This is a genomic window from Rhizobium phaseoli (assembly GCF_001664385.1).
In the GTDB taxonomy this organism is placed as follows: domain Bacteria; phylum Pseudomonadota; class Alphaproteobacteria; order Rhizobiales; family Rhizobiaceae; genus Rhizobium; species Rhizobium phaseoli.
The window spans coordinates 128,191-144,298 of the sequence record NZ_CP013536.1 but is presented as its reverse complement, the minus strand read 5'-3'; the positions used below and the strand labels follow the sequence as shown (position 1 = coordinate 144,298).

The following is a 16,108-nucleotide window of genomic DNA, read 5'->3' as shown; positions in this document are numbered from 1 at the left end:
ATGAACCAGTCGTTCAGCCCCTGCGACCTTGGCGCCCATGCGGCGGCCGACGATCTCTTCACGCCCGTCGACCCGGCCGCCTTCAACGCCGTCTCGCCGCCGATCTTCCAGACCTCGCTCTTCACCTATGACAGCTACGAGGCGATGGAGGATGTCTTCGCCGGCCGGACGCGCAACTTCATCTATTCGCGCGGCGACAATCCGACCGTCCGCGAATTCGAGCTGCTGGTCGCCCGCCTCGAGGGCGCCGAAGACGGACGCGCCTTCTCCAGCGGAACGGCCGCCATCACCGCGACCATTCTCAGCCTGGTGGAAGCGGGCGACCGCGTCGTTGCGGTTCGTCACCTCTACAATGATGTCTACCGCCTTCTGGTGAAGCTGCTCGGCCGGCTCGGCGTCACCGTCGATTTCGTCGATCCCTCCGATCATGAAGAGGTGCGCAAGACGCTGCCGGGCGCCAAGCTGCTCTATCTCGAAAACCCGTCTTCCTTCATCTTCGAGCTTCAGGACATCGTGGCGCTGTCGGCCATGGCGAAAGAGGCCGGCGTGACGACGATCATCGACAATAGCTGGGCGACGCCGCTCTTTCAGAAGCCGATCCAGCATGGCGTCGATATCGTCATCCACGCCGCCTCGAAATATCTCGGCGGCCACAGCGATACGGTCGCCGGCGTCGTCGTCGGGTCGAAGGAGGCGATCGCGAAGATCAACTCGACCTCCTATCCCTATGTGGGCGCCAAGCTCGCGCCCTTCGAGGCCTGGCTGCTGCTGCGCGGTATGCGTACGCTGCGGGTACGCCTCAAGGAGCATGAGCGCAGCGGGCTTCTGCTCGCCAATCGGCTGAAGCAGCATCCCGACATCGCGCGTGTCCGCCACCCGGCCTTTCAGGATCATCCCGGGCGGGCGACGCTCTCGGGTTACGCCGGGCTCTTCGCCTTCGACCTGACGCCCGATATCGATGTCGCGCGCTTCGTCAACGCGCTTCGCGAGATCCGCCTCGGGGTCAGCTGGGGAGGACCGGAAACGCTGGTCGTTCCGGCCAAGGTCGCACTGCAGATCCCCGACCGGATGACCACTTTCATCCGGTTCGGCGTGAGCGAGCAGACGATCCGTTTCGCTGTTGGGCTGGAAGAGCCGGAATTGCTGTGGAACGATTTGCAGCAGGCGCTGCACGCCGCGAAGCGGTGATATCCCGCGGGCGCTCGTGATCGGGGCGAGCAGGCTCGGCCATTGCCAAATGGCAATGCTGCTCTGCCGCCTTGATCATGAAATTGACGAGTGTCCGGGAGACACCGAGTTCGGCTGCGATATCCTTCTGGGGCACGCCGTTCAGGCGATGGCGGATGAAGGCGTCGTTGGTGCGCTTCGGCAGCGCCTCGAGCGAGGCAAGCACATCACGAAGGGTCTCGGCGGCGACCAGCTGATCGAGCACGGTGGGGATGGGCGCCGTCATTTCCTGGACCTGGTCGATCGACCTATAGTTGCTCACCCGCTGGCGCCGTCGGCGGCTCTCGTCGAGGGCGAGATTATAGACCATCCGAAATGCGTAACCGATCGGGCAACGGATGTCGTCGGTTTTGACCCCGTAAGCTTTGATCACGCCGTCCTGAAATATATCTTCAGAATATGACCTTGATTTAACAACGCTTTCGATCGTCTTCAGGAGCTTATCCTTGTTTTCGATCATGGCGTTGACCACGGCATTTCCGTTCACATCACGATGCGATGCTCGCATTGTCCTGTACCCTTTTTACAAATGGAAAATCAGGCTCTGTCGTTGCTGGTCGGTTCGGCCTCGGTGTTCCTTTTTGAACAAAGGTACACGATGTGATTGCAGTGTCTAATTTAAGGTGATAACAGGAGTCAAGTTTAAATCGACCGAGCGGAGGCGAGAAAAAAATGGGACGGACAGTCGAGGTTCTGACCGGCAAGGCGGAGCTCTGCCGATCGATCATGGGGGCTTTGCCCGACTGGTTTTCGGAACCCGGAGTCATCGAGGCAAGCGCCCGGGCAGTCGAGGAACTGCCGGTGTTCGGGTATGTCGAAGCGGATGTCGTCACCGCCATGATCGCCTTGAAGCCGCACCTGCCTGATGCCGTCGAGATCGCGCTGATCGCGACCCGGCCCGACTATCACGGCCGCGGCGCCGGGCGTCATCTCGTCGATGTGGCCGAACGCTTCGCCCATGAATCCGGCGCCCGGCTGCTGACGGTCAAGACGCTTGCGCCGCGCGGCCGCGACGAGCCGCAATTCGAGGCGACGCGGCGCTTTTATGACCGGACGGGCTTCGTCAGGGCGGAGGTGTTTCCGAAACTCTGGCATGAAGATCATCCGTGCCTGTTCATGGTCAAGCCGCTCGCGGGGATGCAGCCAGGCGAGACTACGCTTTGAGACGACGAGATTTTCTTCTTGGCGCCCTGGCAATGACCGGTGCTCCCGCCATCGCACAGGCTCGTGACGGAGGCGTCGTTTCGCTCGACTACGGATTGGCGTCGACAATGCTGGCCCTCGGCAGCGTGCCGCGCGCAATCGCATCCTTGAGAAACTGGCCGGAATGGGTGGTCGAGCCGGCGATGCCATCAGGCGTCGTCGATATCGGCACCACCGCCGAGATCAATCTCGAAGTCCTGACCAGCCTGCGGCCATCGCTCATCCTCAGCACACCCTTTCTTGCAGCCATGGATGAGAAACTGTCGCGGATCGCGCCCGTGGAAACCTTCACCGTCTATGCCGAGAATGGCGAGGCGCTCGGCCGCTCCTACGCCGAAACGCTCCGCCTCGGCGCCATGATCGGGCGACGTCAGGAAGCGGAAGCATTTCTCGCTCGCGCCGACGCCACGTTCGATCGGCTGCGCAACCGGATAAAAAGCCTGTCGGCGCCGCCGGTCGCCGTCATCAATTTCATCGACCAGAGGCATGCGCGCATCTATGGCGGCCCCGGACTTTACGGCGGCGCCATGAACCGCATCGGCCTCGATAATGCCTGGAAGGGCGAGGCGAGCTACTGGGGATTTCAGACGATCGGCCTGGAGCAGCTCGCCGAACTCGGCGAGCAGGCGCACCTCGTCGTCGTGTCGCCGCTGCTGCCGCCCGATGTCCTGACCCGGCTTTCCGAAAGCCCGCTCTGGACCAGCCTTCCCTTCGTCCGGCGGCAGAAGATCTCGGTCGTTCCAGGCGTGCTGATGTTTGGAATGGTCCAGGAAGCGCTGCGCTTTTCGACCCTGATGGTCGATGTTCTGGAGACTGCCGCCCGATGACAGCGCAAATTTCCCGCTTCGGCGCGCCCGCACTCGCGGCGCTGCTGCTGTTTTCGGGCCTCGGCCTGGCTCTCCTCGACGTGCTGCCGGCGCTGCCGCATCTGGAGACATCAGGCGGTTACGATGCCCAGCACCTGCTCCTTCTCTATTCGACGCTCCCGCGCATGGCCACGGCCCTGATCACCGGCGCCGCCCTCGCGCTGTCGGGCACGATCCTGCAGCAGGTGCTGCGCAATCCGCTCGCTTCGCCGACGACGCTCGGCGTTTCGGCCGGGGCCAATCTGGCGCTGGTCTCCGTCATGCTTGCCTTCCCGTCGCTGACGGGATGGGGCCGCGACGCGGTGGCGCTTGCCGGAAGTGCCGCTGCCGCCTTCGCGATCTTCTCGATCAGCGCCCGGCATGGCTTCTCGCCCTTTTCCCTCATCCTGTCCGGCATGATCATCGGTCTCTGGTGCGGGGCCGCGGCCGCCATCCTGATCTTGACGAACGAGCAATATCTTTCCGGGATCTTCATCTGGGGCGCCGGATCGCTTTCGCAGCAAAGCTGGGCGATCCCGATTTCGCTGCTGCCGAAGGTGGCGCTGCTCGCCGCTCTTGCCCTTCTCGCCACGCGGCCGCTGGCGCTGACCCAGCTCGGCGATGCCGGCGCGACGAGCCTCGGCCTGCCGATCAAATGGGCGCGCGGCTTCATCCTGGCGATCGCGATTGCGCTCAGCGCCCTCGTCACCAGCGCCGTCGGCGTCATCGGCTTCATCGGTCTGGTCGCCCCGCAGATCGTCCGGCTGGCAGGTGCACGGCGCGTCGTCAGCCAATTGATCTGGTCGCCCGTTGCCGGCGCCGGTCTGCTCCTTCTGACCGATGAGGCGATCGAGCTGCTTGCTCCCGGCGATTTCGTGCCGACCGGGGCGGTGACCGCATTGCTCGGCGGACCGATCCTCATTGCGCTCCTGCCTCGCCTTGCCACCGCCACCCGCGCCCTGCCCGGCATGGCCTCGCCAAAGATTGCAGTCGGCAGCAGAACCACATCGCTTGTCCTGCTGCTCCTCGCGGTTGCCGCTTTGGCAACGGCGGCGGTCTTCTTCGGCCGTGCGCCGGACGGAAGCTGGGCCTGGCTGCCGGCCGCCGCGTGGGATGAGATCCTTCCCCTTCGCCTGCCGCGCGTCGCCGCTGCGTTCGGCGCCGGAACCGTGCTCGGCGTGACGGGGCTGGTCTTGCAGCGGCTGACCGGAAATGAAATGGCAAGTCCCGAAGTGCTCGGCGTTTCGGCGGGAGCAACGCTCGGCGTCGCCGCCGCCATGTTCGCCTTCGCCGCACCGGGGCTGACCATCCAGCTTGCCTTTGCCGGCGGCGGCGCGCTTGCCGTGCTGCTGCTGATCTTACTCCTGAGCGCTCGTTCGGGCTTCGGCCCGAACCGCGTGCTGCTCGCCGGCATCGCCTTCGGCGCGATCCTCGACGCCGGGATCGGCGTTCTCGCGGCAAGCGGCGATCCGCGCGGCCTGGCGCTGATCCGCTGGATGGCGGGCTCGACCTATTTCGTTGATAACTACGTTGCGGCCAGCGCCATGCTGATTGCGCTCGCCGGTATCATCGCGGCCTTTCTTGCAAGCCGCTGGCTTGCCCTGCTGCAGCTCGGCTCGGAGACGGCGAGCGAACTTGGCCTCAGGATTGCTCCGGCGCGCGGCGTCCTCTTCGGGCTCTCGGCGATCATGACAGCTGCCGCCACGCTCGTCGTCGGCCCTTTGAGCTTCGTCGGACTGATGGCGCCGCACCTTGCCCATGGGCTTGGACTTCGCCGTCCCTCCATCCAGCTCCTCGCCGCCGCGCTGATCGGCGCGACCCTGCTCGTCATCGCCGACTGGGCCGGCCGCATGATCGCCTTCCCCTACCAGGTCCCTGCGGGATTGATCTCGGCCCTGGTCGGGGCGCCGATGCTGCTGTACGTTCTGCGCCGGCGACCTTAAGGGGCCGCCGCCTTCATACCGTCAATGCTTCGGCGTCGACGCCTGCAGGGATGCGCAACGGAGAGGAAGGATCGGTCGCAGCGCGCCATACTGCCTCGACGACGTCGACGGGCTGCGTCAGAGCGGTCGCCGATTGCTGCTCCCAGGACGCGAATACGTCTGCGACGACCGACGAATAAGCCTCCGGGAAGCCGCCCTGTTGTTGAAGCCGTGAGCGCGCGGTATCGCCGAACCGCGTCTCCGGCGCGCGCCCCGGGAGCACGATCCTCACGCGCACATTGAATGGCTCTAGCTCGAGCGCGGCAGACTCGGTGAAGGCGTTCACCGCGGCTTTGCTGGCCGTATAGACCGAGAGGAGCGGGAGCGGCTTGAGCGTCACGCTCGACGTGATGTTGACGATGACCCCCTCCCGCCGCTCCCGCATCTGCGGCAGAACCGCTTGCGTCATCGCGATCGTTCCGAGAGTGTTCGTCTCAAAAACATCGCGAGCGATCTCCATTGGCGTTCCCTCAACGGCGTTGAGCCAGCCGATGCCGGCGTTGTTGACCAGCACATCCACAGGACCAGCGGTCTCAACCGCAGCGCGGATGCTTTCAGGGCTCGTGACATCCAGCGCAACGATCTTGAGATGGTCCGAGATCGGCAGAAGGTCTTGGCGCCGCGTTCGCATGGTGGCGATCACCTTCCAGCCATGCGCGAGAAAGAACCTGGCAATTTCCAGCCCGAACCCCGACGAGCATCCTGTAACGAGAACCGTCTTCATATCTGTCTCCTATCCATGCTGACGGCGATAGATGTAGACGGCGATATCGCTACTGAATATCATGCATCGTCCACGTTTCATTATCAGGCGTATCGATGAGCGACCCTCTGGCTGAAATGGTCACGCTGCTGCAGCCGGCGGCGCGCTATTCGAAGTTCGTCAGCGGCGCAGGGACGTGGCGCGTTGAGCGCCAGGAAACGGGCCAGCCTTTCTACTGCGTCGTCCTGGAGGGTTCTGCGCGGCTGAGCGCGGAGGACAAGCAGCTCACGCTGCGCGAAGGCGACTTCATCCTGATCCCGGCCGCCCATGCCTTCACGATGTCGAGCCTCGACGACGGATTGTCGCCCGGCATCGATCCCCTCACCGTCACCATGCTTCCTGGAGAAACGCGCCACGGCGATCCCGAAGGGGCTCCGAATGCACGATTGCTGGTCGGCCACTTCGCTTTCGGCTCGCCCGATGCGGCTTTGCTGGTTTCCCTGCTGCCGCGGATCATCCATATCCGCGGCGACAGCAGACTGTCCGTGATCGTTCAGCTCGTCACTGACGAAGCCCGCGCCGAGCGGCCGGGAAAGAACATGATCCTGGCGCGACTGCTGGAAGTATTGCTTGTCGAGGCGCTGCGCTCGAATGCTGGGGAGAAGGCGCCGCTTGGAATTCTGCGTGGCCTAGGCGATCCACGCCTTGCTGTGGCTATCCGTCGGCTGCATGAAAATCCCTCCAAGGAATGGACGGTGCAGCAGCTTGCCGGCGAGGCTGCCCTGTCGCGGTCGGCGTTTTTCAATCGCTTTCGTCGCGCTGTGGGCCTCGCGCCGATAGAATATCTCATATCGTGGCGCATGGCGCTCGCCAAAAACCTGCTAAGGCAGGAGGATATCGGCATTCAGGAGATCGCCGAGCGCGTCGGATATGGCTCCGCAAGCGCGTTCAGCACGGCATTTACACGCTTTGCCGGATTACCGCCCTCAAGATATGCCGAGCAGTCAAAAACCATTTCAAACGCCGCCGCATGACTCCGAGCGGCGTCAATGCCGCCCGTCCGGCAGCGGACAGGCTTCACCGCAGCCGCCAACGCCCGGCAGGTTATAGCGCAGGCAGCAGACTTTGCGGCGAGCAAATTCGAAGCCGCATTGCTGGCGCGCCATGCGGATCATGCCGAACATCGGATTGCGCCGGCCGCATGGCCATGCGGCTTCGTCAAGCAGCGCCAGACCGCCTTCGACGAGAGCGGGCTCGTGGCGGTGGGCGATCTCTTTCAGGATCCAGGAAAGATATGCCGCGGCATTGTTCCAGAGCAGCTTCGGCGCCACGCCGGCATTGGCCGCAATCGCCGCGATCACGGGCTCGGCATGGCCGAGCATCAGCCGGTGAAGCTCGGCAGCCGGATCGGTGGCAAGCTCGGGGCTGCCGGACATCACGAATGCTTCCGGCTCGCCTGTCTCACCATCGCAGACCAGCGACAGCCCGTCGATGTCCAATGGCAGCGCAATGCGGTTTACAAACATATGGACGCTCGGAGCGATCGTCAGCATGCTGAAATAATAGAGCGTCCACATGGAGACGATCGCACGGCGGTCGCTGCCCGGAAATTTCTGCGCATAGCGCGCGATGATGCCGTCAAACACCTCCCGGTCGCCAAGGTCCCTGCAGGGAATGACAATCCCGGTCGGCGGCGCAGAAGCAAGCAGCTTGCCGCGGCAATAGGCGAACGGGCCATCGCCCACCAGGCCGTCGAGGTCGACGGCCTGTCGGGCGACAGGATGATCGGCAATCGAAGGGCGTGAGGCCGCCCCGTTCATCTCTGCCGCCATGCCGTCACCACCGATACTTCAGGGTTGCCGTCATGTTGCGGCCCTGGCCGAGGTAGCAGAAGCCCTCGTTGCAGACGGTGTCGCGCTCATCGGCAATGTTGCGGATATTGAAGGCGGCTGTCAGGCCTTCGTATTTCTTGTCGACCGCGCCGAAGTCATAAGCGGCGGACGCGTCGATGTAGAAGCTCGAGGGGTTCTTCGACGTATTGGCCGTATCCGTCCAGTTCTCGCTGACATAACGGACACCCGCGCCGACAGACAGGCCATGGAAGGGGTTGGTTTCCTGGAACGTATAGTTGGCCCAGAGGCTGGCGACATGCGAGGGTGTCAGGGCTGGCGTATTGCCCTCGTTTTCACCGCCTCCCGTCACTTCTGACTGGTTGTAGGTGTAGGCCGCAATAAGATCCCAACCATCGGCTACCGCCGCGCGGGCTTCGAGTTCGATACCCTTCCCGGTCACCTCACCGATCGATCCATAGGCAAACAACAGCGGATCGACCAGCACCGGCTTGTTCTTTTCAACGATGTGATAGGCAACGGCCGACAGCAGGATGTCGGAGCCCGGCGGCTGGTATTTCACGCCGACCTCGTACTGTTCACCCTCTGTCGGCGCCAGGATCTTGCCTGAGGTCGAACGGTTGGTCACCGGATCGAACGAGGTGGCGTAGGAGACGAAGGGAGCAATGCCGTTGTCGAAGAGATAGAGGGCACCGGCTTGCCAGGAGAAGGCGTTCTTATCGACCTCCTCCGAGCTGACCGCGGGCAAAGTCGCATCGCGCGTCTGGTTCACCCAGGTCTGCCGGCCGCCGAGGTTGAACCGCCAATTCCCGACCTCGATCTGGTCCATCGCATAAATGCCGACCTGTCGCATGTCGGCATCGGAAGCCAGGATACTATAGTCCGGCGTGGCGCCCGAGACACCATAGGTCGGATTGGCGATATCGAAGTCGAACGCCGGATCGGACGCGCCGGCGCCGTAGCCAAAGCTTGACTGGAGATTGGTGTAATCGAGCCCGAACAGCATCGTATGGGCCAACGGACCCGTGTCAAACTTCGCCTCGAGCTGATTGTCGACCTGGAAGACATTCATTTCGTCGCGGATCGCATTCGTGCCGCGATGCGCGACGGTCCCGGTCCAGCCGGTCACACCGAGATAGCGGGCCTGCAGGTCGAGATGCGAATAACGCAGGTTCTGCCGGAAGGTCAGGCCGTTGTCGAATTCATGCTCGAACTGATAGCCGACCTGCTGCTGCTTGACCTTCTGGTAGTCGTAGTCGGGATCGCTCTCCCTGAGCTCGTGGATTTTCCCGTCCAAGGTCGTGATCGCGCCGACGTTGGAGTCGGTCTCGTCAGACTGCGCCAGACCGTACACCGTGAACGTCGTGCCCTCGTCGGGCTTCCAGGTGAAGGACGGCGCCAGGAAATAGCGGTCGTCGGCAATATCGAAATTGGTGTCGCCGCGACGGGCGAGACCGACGATCCGATAGAGGAAATCGTCGTTGCCTTCGCTGATCGGCCCGCCGAAATCGAACATCCCCTGCAGCCGGTCCTTGGTGCCGTAGGTAATGCCCACCTCACGGATCGGTTCCTCGGTTGGAAGCTTCGATATCTTGTTGACGAGGCCGCCCGGCGATCCCGCACCGTAGAGAACGGAAACCGGTCCCTTGATCACCTCGACGCGCTGCAGCTGATAGGGATCGGTGCGGAACATGCCGTAATTCATGTAGGGCTGACGCAGGCTGTCACGAAAGTCTCCGACTGTCGTGATGTTGAAGCCGCGAATGTAGATCTGGTCGAAACGCGGATCGAAGCCGTTCGGCCCTGTCGTCACGCCTGAGGTATAACGCACCGCCTCGATGATGCTTTGCGCGCCGCGCTGCTCGATTTCCTTCTCGGTGGTGACCGATATCGAACGCGGCGTCTCGACCAGCGGCGTGCTGATCTTGGTCGCCCCCGCGCTGTTTTTGGCGGTAACCGACGTCCTGTCGGTCTTGCTATCAGAGGATGCACCTTGAATGACGATCGGTTCCAGGGTCGTCGCCGTGTCGCCGTCGGTGGCGCTCTGAGCGGAAGCCGGCGATGCTGAAATACCGATCAGCAGGATCGCTGTCGTAGCCGCGAGGCTATCTCTACAGATTTTTGGTAGATTCTTAGAAACATTCAAAAAAACATGCGGCATTGCTCTGTCCCTGCGTCACGGATGCGGGCGGAACCTATGGAGCGCAATGGGCCTTGTCAACATAAGATGATTTTTTTTGTCATCTTTTAATCGATAATTTATGCACGCCCGGTATTCCCGAACAGGTTGCACGCAGCCTCAAGATCTGAGAGCGCATTACCGCGATGGCCAATGATCCAGCTGCGGCATGTCAGCCGCCGACGCCCTGGTAGCGTCGGATTGCGAAGCGCCAGAAGACGGCGGCTATCAAGGCGGCAACGGCTATCGGCGGCATGATGAAATCCGGTAAATGGGAAGATCCCGCTAAGAGAGTCGCATGAAACCTATGCAACAGGTGCCGCCTGGGATAGACAATTCTTTTGATACAACCGATCTGCCGTCGGAATATCAGGACCTGCAGATGGGCAGAGACAAGCCGTGGGGCCGCCCAAACATCTCGATACGGGAGCGAGCTGCCCCAACCCTCGGCGCCGGAGACTCGTGTGTTTCTGAGTAAATCATCATCCTTCGCCGAGTAACGATCGGGAGATAACGATGCGATCGATCCCCAACGCGTTATCGGCCCCTGAAAAAGCTGAGGAGTTTTCTATTGAGGCAAATGAAAAATCTGATTTACTGACATTTCGCTAATTGGCTTTCAGGGGGGATTTGGCCGATGGTGTGGACTCGCAGGAATATTGTGGTTGGTGGACTGGCATTGCTTGGTGCAGGCGCCGTTCGCAAACCGACGCTCGCCGCCGCATCTTCTTTTTTTGACGGCACGGCAGTCGATAACGGCGTCACGTATCGCAGCACCAATTTCGCCAAAATCGACAAAAAGTGGCACCGCCAGGTCGTCAAATACTTCAGCAGTGAGCCGATCGGCACCGTTGTCGTCGATACAAGGCACCATTTCCTCTACGTGATCATGGAGAACAAGACAGCCATTCGATACGGCGTCGGCGTCGGCCGCGAAGGTTTCAAATGGTTCGGTCGCGCCACGATCGACGCCAAATCGCTCTGGCCGCGCTGGACGCCACCGCCGGAGATGCGCAAGCGCCATCCTGAACTGCCGGAATTCGTCGATGGCGGTTCACCGAAAAATCCGCTCGGGCCTCGCGCCATGTATCTGCATCGTGACGGCGTCGACACCGGCTATCGCTTCCACGGCACGCTGGAGCCCTGGAGCATCGGCAAGGACGCCTCCAGCGGCTGCATCCGCATGTTCAACGAGGACGCCATCGATCTCTATCAGCGCTGCCCGATCGGCACGGCGGTGCAGGTGCTGCCGCACATTGCCGATCAGGCCGAAAGCACCACGCAAGTCAGCCAAACAACTCCGGTCGAATAAGGAACCTTACCCTGATGTCTGCTATAACCGGATATACGAGCCGCCTTCTCGCCGCGGCCATGCTCCTGGCGCTTGCCGCCTGCTCCACCACTGAGATCGCCGCCCTGGAAGAACCGACTGCGGCGCCGATGACCGGCCAGACCAATGATCCGGCGCCGGGGTTCGAAAACGTCGCGGCCGGCAGCGAAGAGGATTTCATCCTCAATGTCGGCCGGCGGATCTACTTCAAACAGGATTCCGCCACCCTCGATTCCGTCGCCATGGCAACTCTGGATAACCAGGCCGCCTGGCTCAACAGAAACCCGACCTGGCTGCTCAAGCTGCAGGGATTTGCCGACGATTCCGGCTCCGCATCGAAAATGCAGACACTGTCGCAGAAGCGCGCCGACGCGGCGATGGCCTATCTTGCCTCGAAGGGGGTGGACCCGAAGCGCATGTGGGCGAAGGGTTATGGAAACGACCGCGAGGTTCGCGACTGCACGGACCGCTCCTGCAAGGTGCAGAACCGGCGCGTCGTCACCAATCTGCGAACTGAACCGGACGCGGCCTGATCGCAGGAACCTGCTGCTTCGACGATTGAGGGCCGGCACGCGGCGCCGGCCCTTTTGATGTTCAATTCCTGTTCAGGATCGTGCTTCAAGAACCGAGGTCGCGGTGCGGAGCTTGCCTAGTTGCTTCAAAAGCAGAGGCTTTCCCGCATCCTTCGCGATGCTTCCGCGACGTTTCTTTATCTGCACGATAAACGGCTTTATCCGGGACTTCATGAAGAAGCTCTCCTTAAGCCACCTGACGTTCGGCATCGATCTGAAGAGGCGCCTGCTGAGAGAAGCCGTCTCCAATGGCGATCTTGCGCGGCTTCATGGCCTCAGGCACTTCACGCTTCAGCGCGATCGAGAGAATACCATTCATCAGCGAGGCATTCTCGACCCTGACGTGATCCGCGAGCTCGAAGCGGCGCTCAAATGTGCGCCCGGCGATGCCGCGATGCAGGTACTCGCCGTCTTTCGCTTCGTTCTTCTGCCCTTTCACCAAAAGGACGTTCCGCTCCTGCGTTATTTCGAGGTCGGCCTCGGCGAAACCGGCAACCGCCATCTGAATGCGATAGTCGTCTTCGCCCGTCTTGACGATGTCATAGGGCGGCCACGCATCGATCGCTTGCAGCCGCTGCGCATTGTTCAGCAGATTGAAGACACGGTCGAAGCCGATGCTGGACCGGTAAAGGGGAGCGAAGTCAAGTTCGTTTCTCATAGCCATATCCTCCGTAAAGCAACATGGGGTGGAGACGCGTCGCAAACCGATGTCTCCACGCGGGCTGCCGGCCCGCTTTTGCGCTGCCGACGAACATGATCTGGTTTGCCTGTTTTTTCGATTCAAGAGATGCGTCGAAAAAATTTCTGCACGTATTTCGGGCGAGCCCACGACGTTTTGAAGTCTGTTTTTGTTCACCTAAATCGTTTGGCACCTGATGATGTTCTTCGAGTGCTGGAAGATTTTTGGAGAAGATCCGATGACAAGCAGAGGCATCACCACGCTAGGCAATCACGCGTACGACGGCGGCAACAGATAGCTGACCGGTGACCGCAGTTCGATCACGGATTTTATATCTGCGGCATTGGCTGCAATAATCAGCTGATAGTCACCCGGTTCTGCCTGGAAGGTACCAGCCTCAGGGTCAAAGTAAGCGAGGTCGCGCGGCACGACCTTCATGACCGCCGTGCCCGTTTCGCCAGGCTGCAGCGAAAGCTTGGCGAAGGCGCGCAGTTCCTTGTCCGGCCGTTCCACTTTGGATTTGGGCGAACGCACATAAAGCTGAACCAGTTCCGATCCAGGCCGATCGCCTATATTGGTCAAGTCGACACTGATGGTCACCCCGTCAGCATCCATTTCGCTGGCCGACACCCGCGGTTCGCTCCAACGGAAGCGCGTATAGCCAAGGCCGAAGCCGAAAGGGAAGAGCGGAGCGACGGCGCGGCTGTCGTGGTGACGGTAACCGACGAAGACGCCTTCGGCATAACGTACATGCCCATCCTGGCCGGGATAGACCGCAGGATCGCCTGTCATGGCGGAATTGTCGGCAAGCGCCTTGGGGAAGGTCTGTGACAGGCGCCCACCGGGCTCGACATCGCCGAACAGCACATCGGCGACGGCGTTGCCGAGTTCCTGCCCCGGATACCACATCTGCAACACGGCGCGAACGTTGCCGAGCCAGGGCATTTCCACCGGGCCGCCGGTCTGCAACACGACTACGGTATTGGCATTGACGGCCGAAACCCGCTCGATCAGTTCCTCCTGCAGGCCGGGCAGCCGCATATCTGGTAGGTCCAGCCCTTCGGTATCCCACTCGCCGTCGCGGCCGACGAAGAGAAGCGCGACGTCGGCATTACGGGCGGTCTCGACGGCCGCCTCGATGTCGGCGTCGCCGAGCGGCTTTTCGACGCCGAAGCGCACAGCGATGAGGTTGATCCCCTCCTCGGTCGCGGTCGACGGCTCAAATTCGACGGCGATCTCGTATGACCGGCCGGCATCAAGCGGTGCGATACCGCGCTGTTCGTCGTTGGCGGTGCCGAAATAGTTCTCGCCGCGCGTCCAGCCGTCATGGCCGTCTACCATCAGCATTCCGTCGACGAACAGCCGCGCCAGGCCGGCATTAGTCATGCCGAACACATGCTCGCCGCTCTCCTCCGGCACGAATCGCATCGTCATCCGGGCCGAGAAGTCTGCTGGGTCGAGTTCGCCCGACGGCAGTTCGAACCAGAAGAATTCGCCCTTGTCGACCGTTTCGACGTGCTGCGGATCGCCCTTGCAGCCGCGCCCCTTGAAATACTCGACCGCGATCTTTCCCTTGAACACATCGATCAGCCGATTATGGCGGCAGCCGACGGCATGGCTGATGCTGTTGGCATTGGAGAGAGCGGCGCGAATGCCTTCGAGCGGGCTCACCGTATAATGCGCCGCGATCTGCGCGCTGCCGCCGCCCATGACGCGGGCGCTGGCCGCATTGGGGCCGATAACAGCGATGCGGTCGAGCGAGGCCTTGGCAATTGGCAGGATGCCGTCGTTCTTCAGAAGCACTGCGCCTTCCGCGCCGAGACGCCGGATCAGCGCCCGGTCTTCCGGAAGGTCGACCGCCCGCTCGGTGAGATCGGGTTTCTCCTTGAACGCGCCGACCCGCTCCAGCAAAACCAATATGCGCCGCGCCGCAGCGCGCACCGTCGCGGCATCGACCTTGCCCTCGAGCACGGCAGCGACCAGTTTGTCGCCGCGATCGCGCGCGGGGCCCGGCATTTCGAGATCGAGGCCGGCATTGATTGTCTCAGCCGTCGAGTGAGAGCCGAACCAGTCTGACATTACGATGCCGTCGAAGCCCCACTCCTCGCGCAGCACCTTGGTCAAGAGCCAGTGATGCTCGCTCGTATAGGTGCCGTTCAGGCGGTTATAGGAGGACATGACGGCCATGACGCCGGCGCGACGGACGGCTTGCTCGAAGGGCGGGAGGTAGATTTCGCGCAGCGTCCGCTCGTCGATATCGGAAGACATGGTCTGCCGCTCGATCTCCGATTCATTGCCGGCGAAATGCTTGACCGTCGCCGCCACCCCCTCGCCCTGCACGCCCTCGATATAAGCGACAGCCAGTTCCGCGGTCAGCATCGGATCTTCGGAATAACATTCGAAATTGCGGCCGTTGAGGCCGGAGCGATGAATATTGACCGTGGGCGCGAGCAGCACGGCGGCACCCTTGCTCTTTGCCTGGCGGGCAAGTGCCGCGCCCATCTGCCTGACGAGCCCGGGATTCCAGCTGGCCCCGAGCGCAATGGCGACGGGAAAGCAGGTCGCCTTGACGCCCGCGACCAGCGAGCCGGCGCCGCGCGCTCCATTCGGACCGTCCGTCACCTTGATCTTGGGCACGCCGAGACGCTCGACTGGAACCGTCGTCCAGAAATCGGCGCCCGACAACAGCGAGACCTGCTCCTCCAGCGTCATCTGGTCGAGAATGGAATCGATCATGCAAACCTCCCAAGCAAGCCCTTAAACCTACCGATTACTCGGTATTTTTAAGATGTCAATCGGGCAAAGCTGATGTATGGAAGGAGAGGATGGGAAAGTACCGGGGAACGAGGGCAGAATTGTCGGAACAGAATGTCGCGGAGGAAAAGCGCCGCCGCCGCTCCCGCAAGGGGGAGACACGCCGCATGGAGATCCTCGCGGCGGCGATGCGGCGCTTTGCCGAAGACGGCTATCAGAACGCGGCGATCGGCGATATTGCCTGCGATGTTGGCCTGTCGCTGCCCGGCCTGCTGCATCACTTCCCGACCAAGGTCGATCTGCTGCTCGCCATTCTTGCCAAGCGCGATCTCGATAGCGCCGATTTCATCGGCCACTATCGCGCCGATCTTCGCGGCCTGCTCAGGGGCATGGTCGAAATCTTCCGCCGCAACGCCGGAATGATCGAGGTCATCAGGGCCTTTGCCATCCTGAATGCCGAGAGCCTGATGAAGGACCACCCCGCCAAGGCGTGGTTTTTCGATCGCACCGCGGAAATGCAGAAGCATATCGCCGCGACCTTCGAGCGGGCTGTCGCCGACGGCTCGATCAATGCCGGCATTGACGGCGAAGCGATGGCGGCCGAACTGATCGCGGTGATGGACGGCCTGCAGATGCTCTGGCTGCGTGACCCCGATCGCTTCGATATGGTCGGCGGCCTGGAAGCCTATATCAGCCGCCTGCAGACGAGCCTCGGTCTGGAGGGTTGAAATGGCTAGCGGTTCGGAGGCGCGGGCGTCATCTTCTCCCGTTGAAGGGCACGGGA

Annotated in this window: 14 protein-coding genes; 8 read left to right on the top strand and 6 right to left on the bottom strand. The window is 62.0% G+C overall.

Annotated features, from left to right (window positions below; all coding sequences use genetic code 11):
* Entirely contained in the window at positions 1 to 1,188 is a 1,188-nt protein-coding gene (locus tag AMC88_RS27920; RefSeq protein WP_064820382.1) for a PLP-dependent transferase, read from the top strand.
* Here AMC88_RS27920 and AMC88_RS32755 read toward each other — a convergent pair.
* A complete protein-coding gene (locus tag AMC88_RS32755; RefSeq protein ID WP_081279304.1) occupies positions 1,079 to 1,735 on the bottom strand; it encodes a sigma-70 family RNA polymerase sigma factor in 657 nt (218 codons plus the stop codon). The genes AMC88_RS27920 and AMC88_RS32755 overlap by 110 nt on opposite strands.
* Before the next feature lie 164 nt (positions 1,736 to 1,899).
* Between AMC88_RS32755 and AMC88_RS27910 the strand changes: the two genes are divergently transcribed.
* The 3 genes from AMC88_RS27910 to fhuB are packed head-to-tail and all read left to right on the top strand — an operon-like array spanning position 1,900 to position 5,218.
* Positions 1,900 to 2,391, top strand: coding sequence for a GNAT family N-acetyltransferase (locus AMC88_RS27910; RefSeq protein WP_064820383.1), 492 nt, complete (start codon positions 1,900 to 1,902; stop codon positions 2,389 to 2,391).
* A gap of 32 nt (positions 2,392 to 2,423) precedes the next feature.
* Positions 2,424 to 3,257, top strand: coding sequence for an iron-siderophore ABC transporter substrate-binding protein (locus AMC88_RS27905; protein ID WP_064820384.1), 834 nt, complete (start codon positions 2,424 to 2,426; stop codon positions 3,255 to 3,257).
* Positions 3,254 to 5,218 carry a Fe(3+)-hydroxamate ABC transporter permease FhuB gene (gene fhuB / locus AMC88_RS27900; protein WP_064820385.1) on the top strand — a complete coding sequence of 655 codons (1,965 nt, stop codon included), beginning with the start codon at positions 3,254 to 3,256 and terminating at the stop codon, positions 5,216 to 5,218. Before AMC88_RS27905 ends, fhuB begins: the two co-directional genes overlap by 4 nt.
* A 13-nt stretch (positions 5,219 to 5,231) precedes the next feature.
* Here fhuB and AMC88_RS27895 read toward each other — a convergent pair whose 3' ends face one another.
* Complete coding sequence (locus AMC88_RS27895) at positions 5,232 to 5,981, bottom strand: SDR family oxidoreductase (protein WP_004669160.1); 750 nt, start codon at positions 5,979 to 5,981, stop codon at positions 5,232 to 5,234.
* A 95-nt stretch (positions 5,982 to 6,076) separates the two neighbouring features.
* On the opposite strand from AMC88_RS27895, the gene AMC88_RS27890 reads away from it, so the two are divergent.
* A complete protein-coding gene (locus tag AMC88_RS27890; protein ID WP_064820386.1) occupies positions 6,077 to 6,994 on the top strand; it encodes an AraC family transcriptional regulator in 918 nt (305 codons plus the stop codon).
* Between the two features lie 12 nt (positions 6,995 to 7,006).
* Here AMC88_RS27890 and fhuF read toward each other — a convergent pair whose 3' ends face one another.
* Together fhuF and AMC88_RS27880 are read right to left on the bottom strand one after the other, a co-directional pair.
* A complete protein-coding gene (gene fhuF, locus AMC88_RS27885; RefSeq protein WP_004669166.1) occupies positions 7,007 to 7,792 on the bottom strand; it encodes a siderophore-iron reductase FhuF in 786 nt (261 codons plus the stop codon).
* A 4-nt stretch (positions 7,793 to 7,796) separates the two neighbouring features.
* Positions 7,797 to 9,971, bottom strand: a complete 2,175-nt coding sequence (locus AMC88_RS27880; protein WP_064820387.1) for a TonB-dependent siderophore receptor — start codon at positions 9,969 to 9,971, stop codon at positions 7,797 to 7,799.
* Positions 9,972 to 10,626: 655 nt separating this feature from the next.
* Between AMC88_RS27880 and AMC88_RS27875 the strand changes: the two genes are divergently transcribed.
* Together AMC88_RS27875 and AMC88_RS27870 are read left to right on the top strand one after the other, a co-directional pair.
* Positions 10,627 to 11,301: a L,D-transpeptidase gene (locus AMC88_RS27875; protein ID WP_004669178.1), complete on the top strand. Its 675-nt coding sequence runs from the start codon at positions 10,627 to 10,629 to the stop codon at positions 11,299 to 11,301.
* 14 nt (positions 11,302 to 11,315) lie between these two features.
* Complete coding sequence (locus AMC88_RS27870) at positions 11,316 to 11,852, top strand: OmpA family protein (RefSeq protein WP_010009154.1); 537 nt, start codon at positions 11,316 to 11,318, stop codon at positions 11,850 to 11,852.
* Positions 11,853 to 12,078: 226 nt separating this feature from the next.
* Here AMC88_RS27870 and AMC88_RS27865 read toward each other — a convergent pair whose 3' ends face one another.
* Both AMC88_RS27865 and AMC88_RS27860 read right to left on the bottom strand, forming a co-directional pair.
* Positions 12,079 to 12,549, bottom strand: coding sequence for an Hsp20 family protein (locus AMC88_RS27865; RefSeq protein WP_010025597.1), 471 nt, complete (start codon positions 12,547 to 12,549; stop codon positions 12,079 to 12,081).
* Between the two features lie 291 nt (positions 12,550 to 12,840).
* Entirely contained in the window at positions 12,841 to 15,306 is a 2,466-nt protein-coding gene (locus AMC88_RS27860; protein WP_064820388.1) for a glycoside hydrolase family 3 C-terminal domain-containing protein, read from the bottom strand.
* An 89-nt stretch (positions 15,307 to 15,395) separates the two neighbouring features.
* Here AMC88_RS27860 and AMC88_RS27855 point away from each other — a divergent pair, with 89 nt between their 5' ends.
* On the top strand, positions 15,396 to 16,052 hold the full coding sequence (locus tag AMC88_RS27855) for a TetR/AcrR family transcriptional regulator (protein ID WP_064820389.1): 657 nt from the start codon (positions 15,396 to 15,398) through the stop codon (positions 16,050 to 16,052).
* Positions 16,053 to 16,108: the final 56 nt, after the last annotated feature.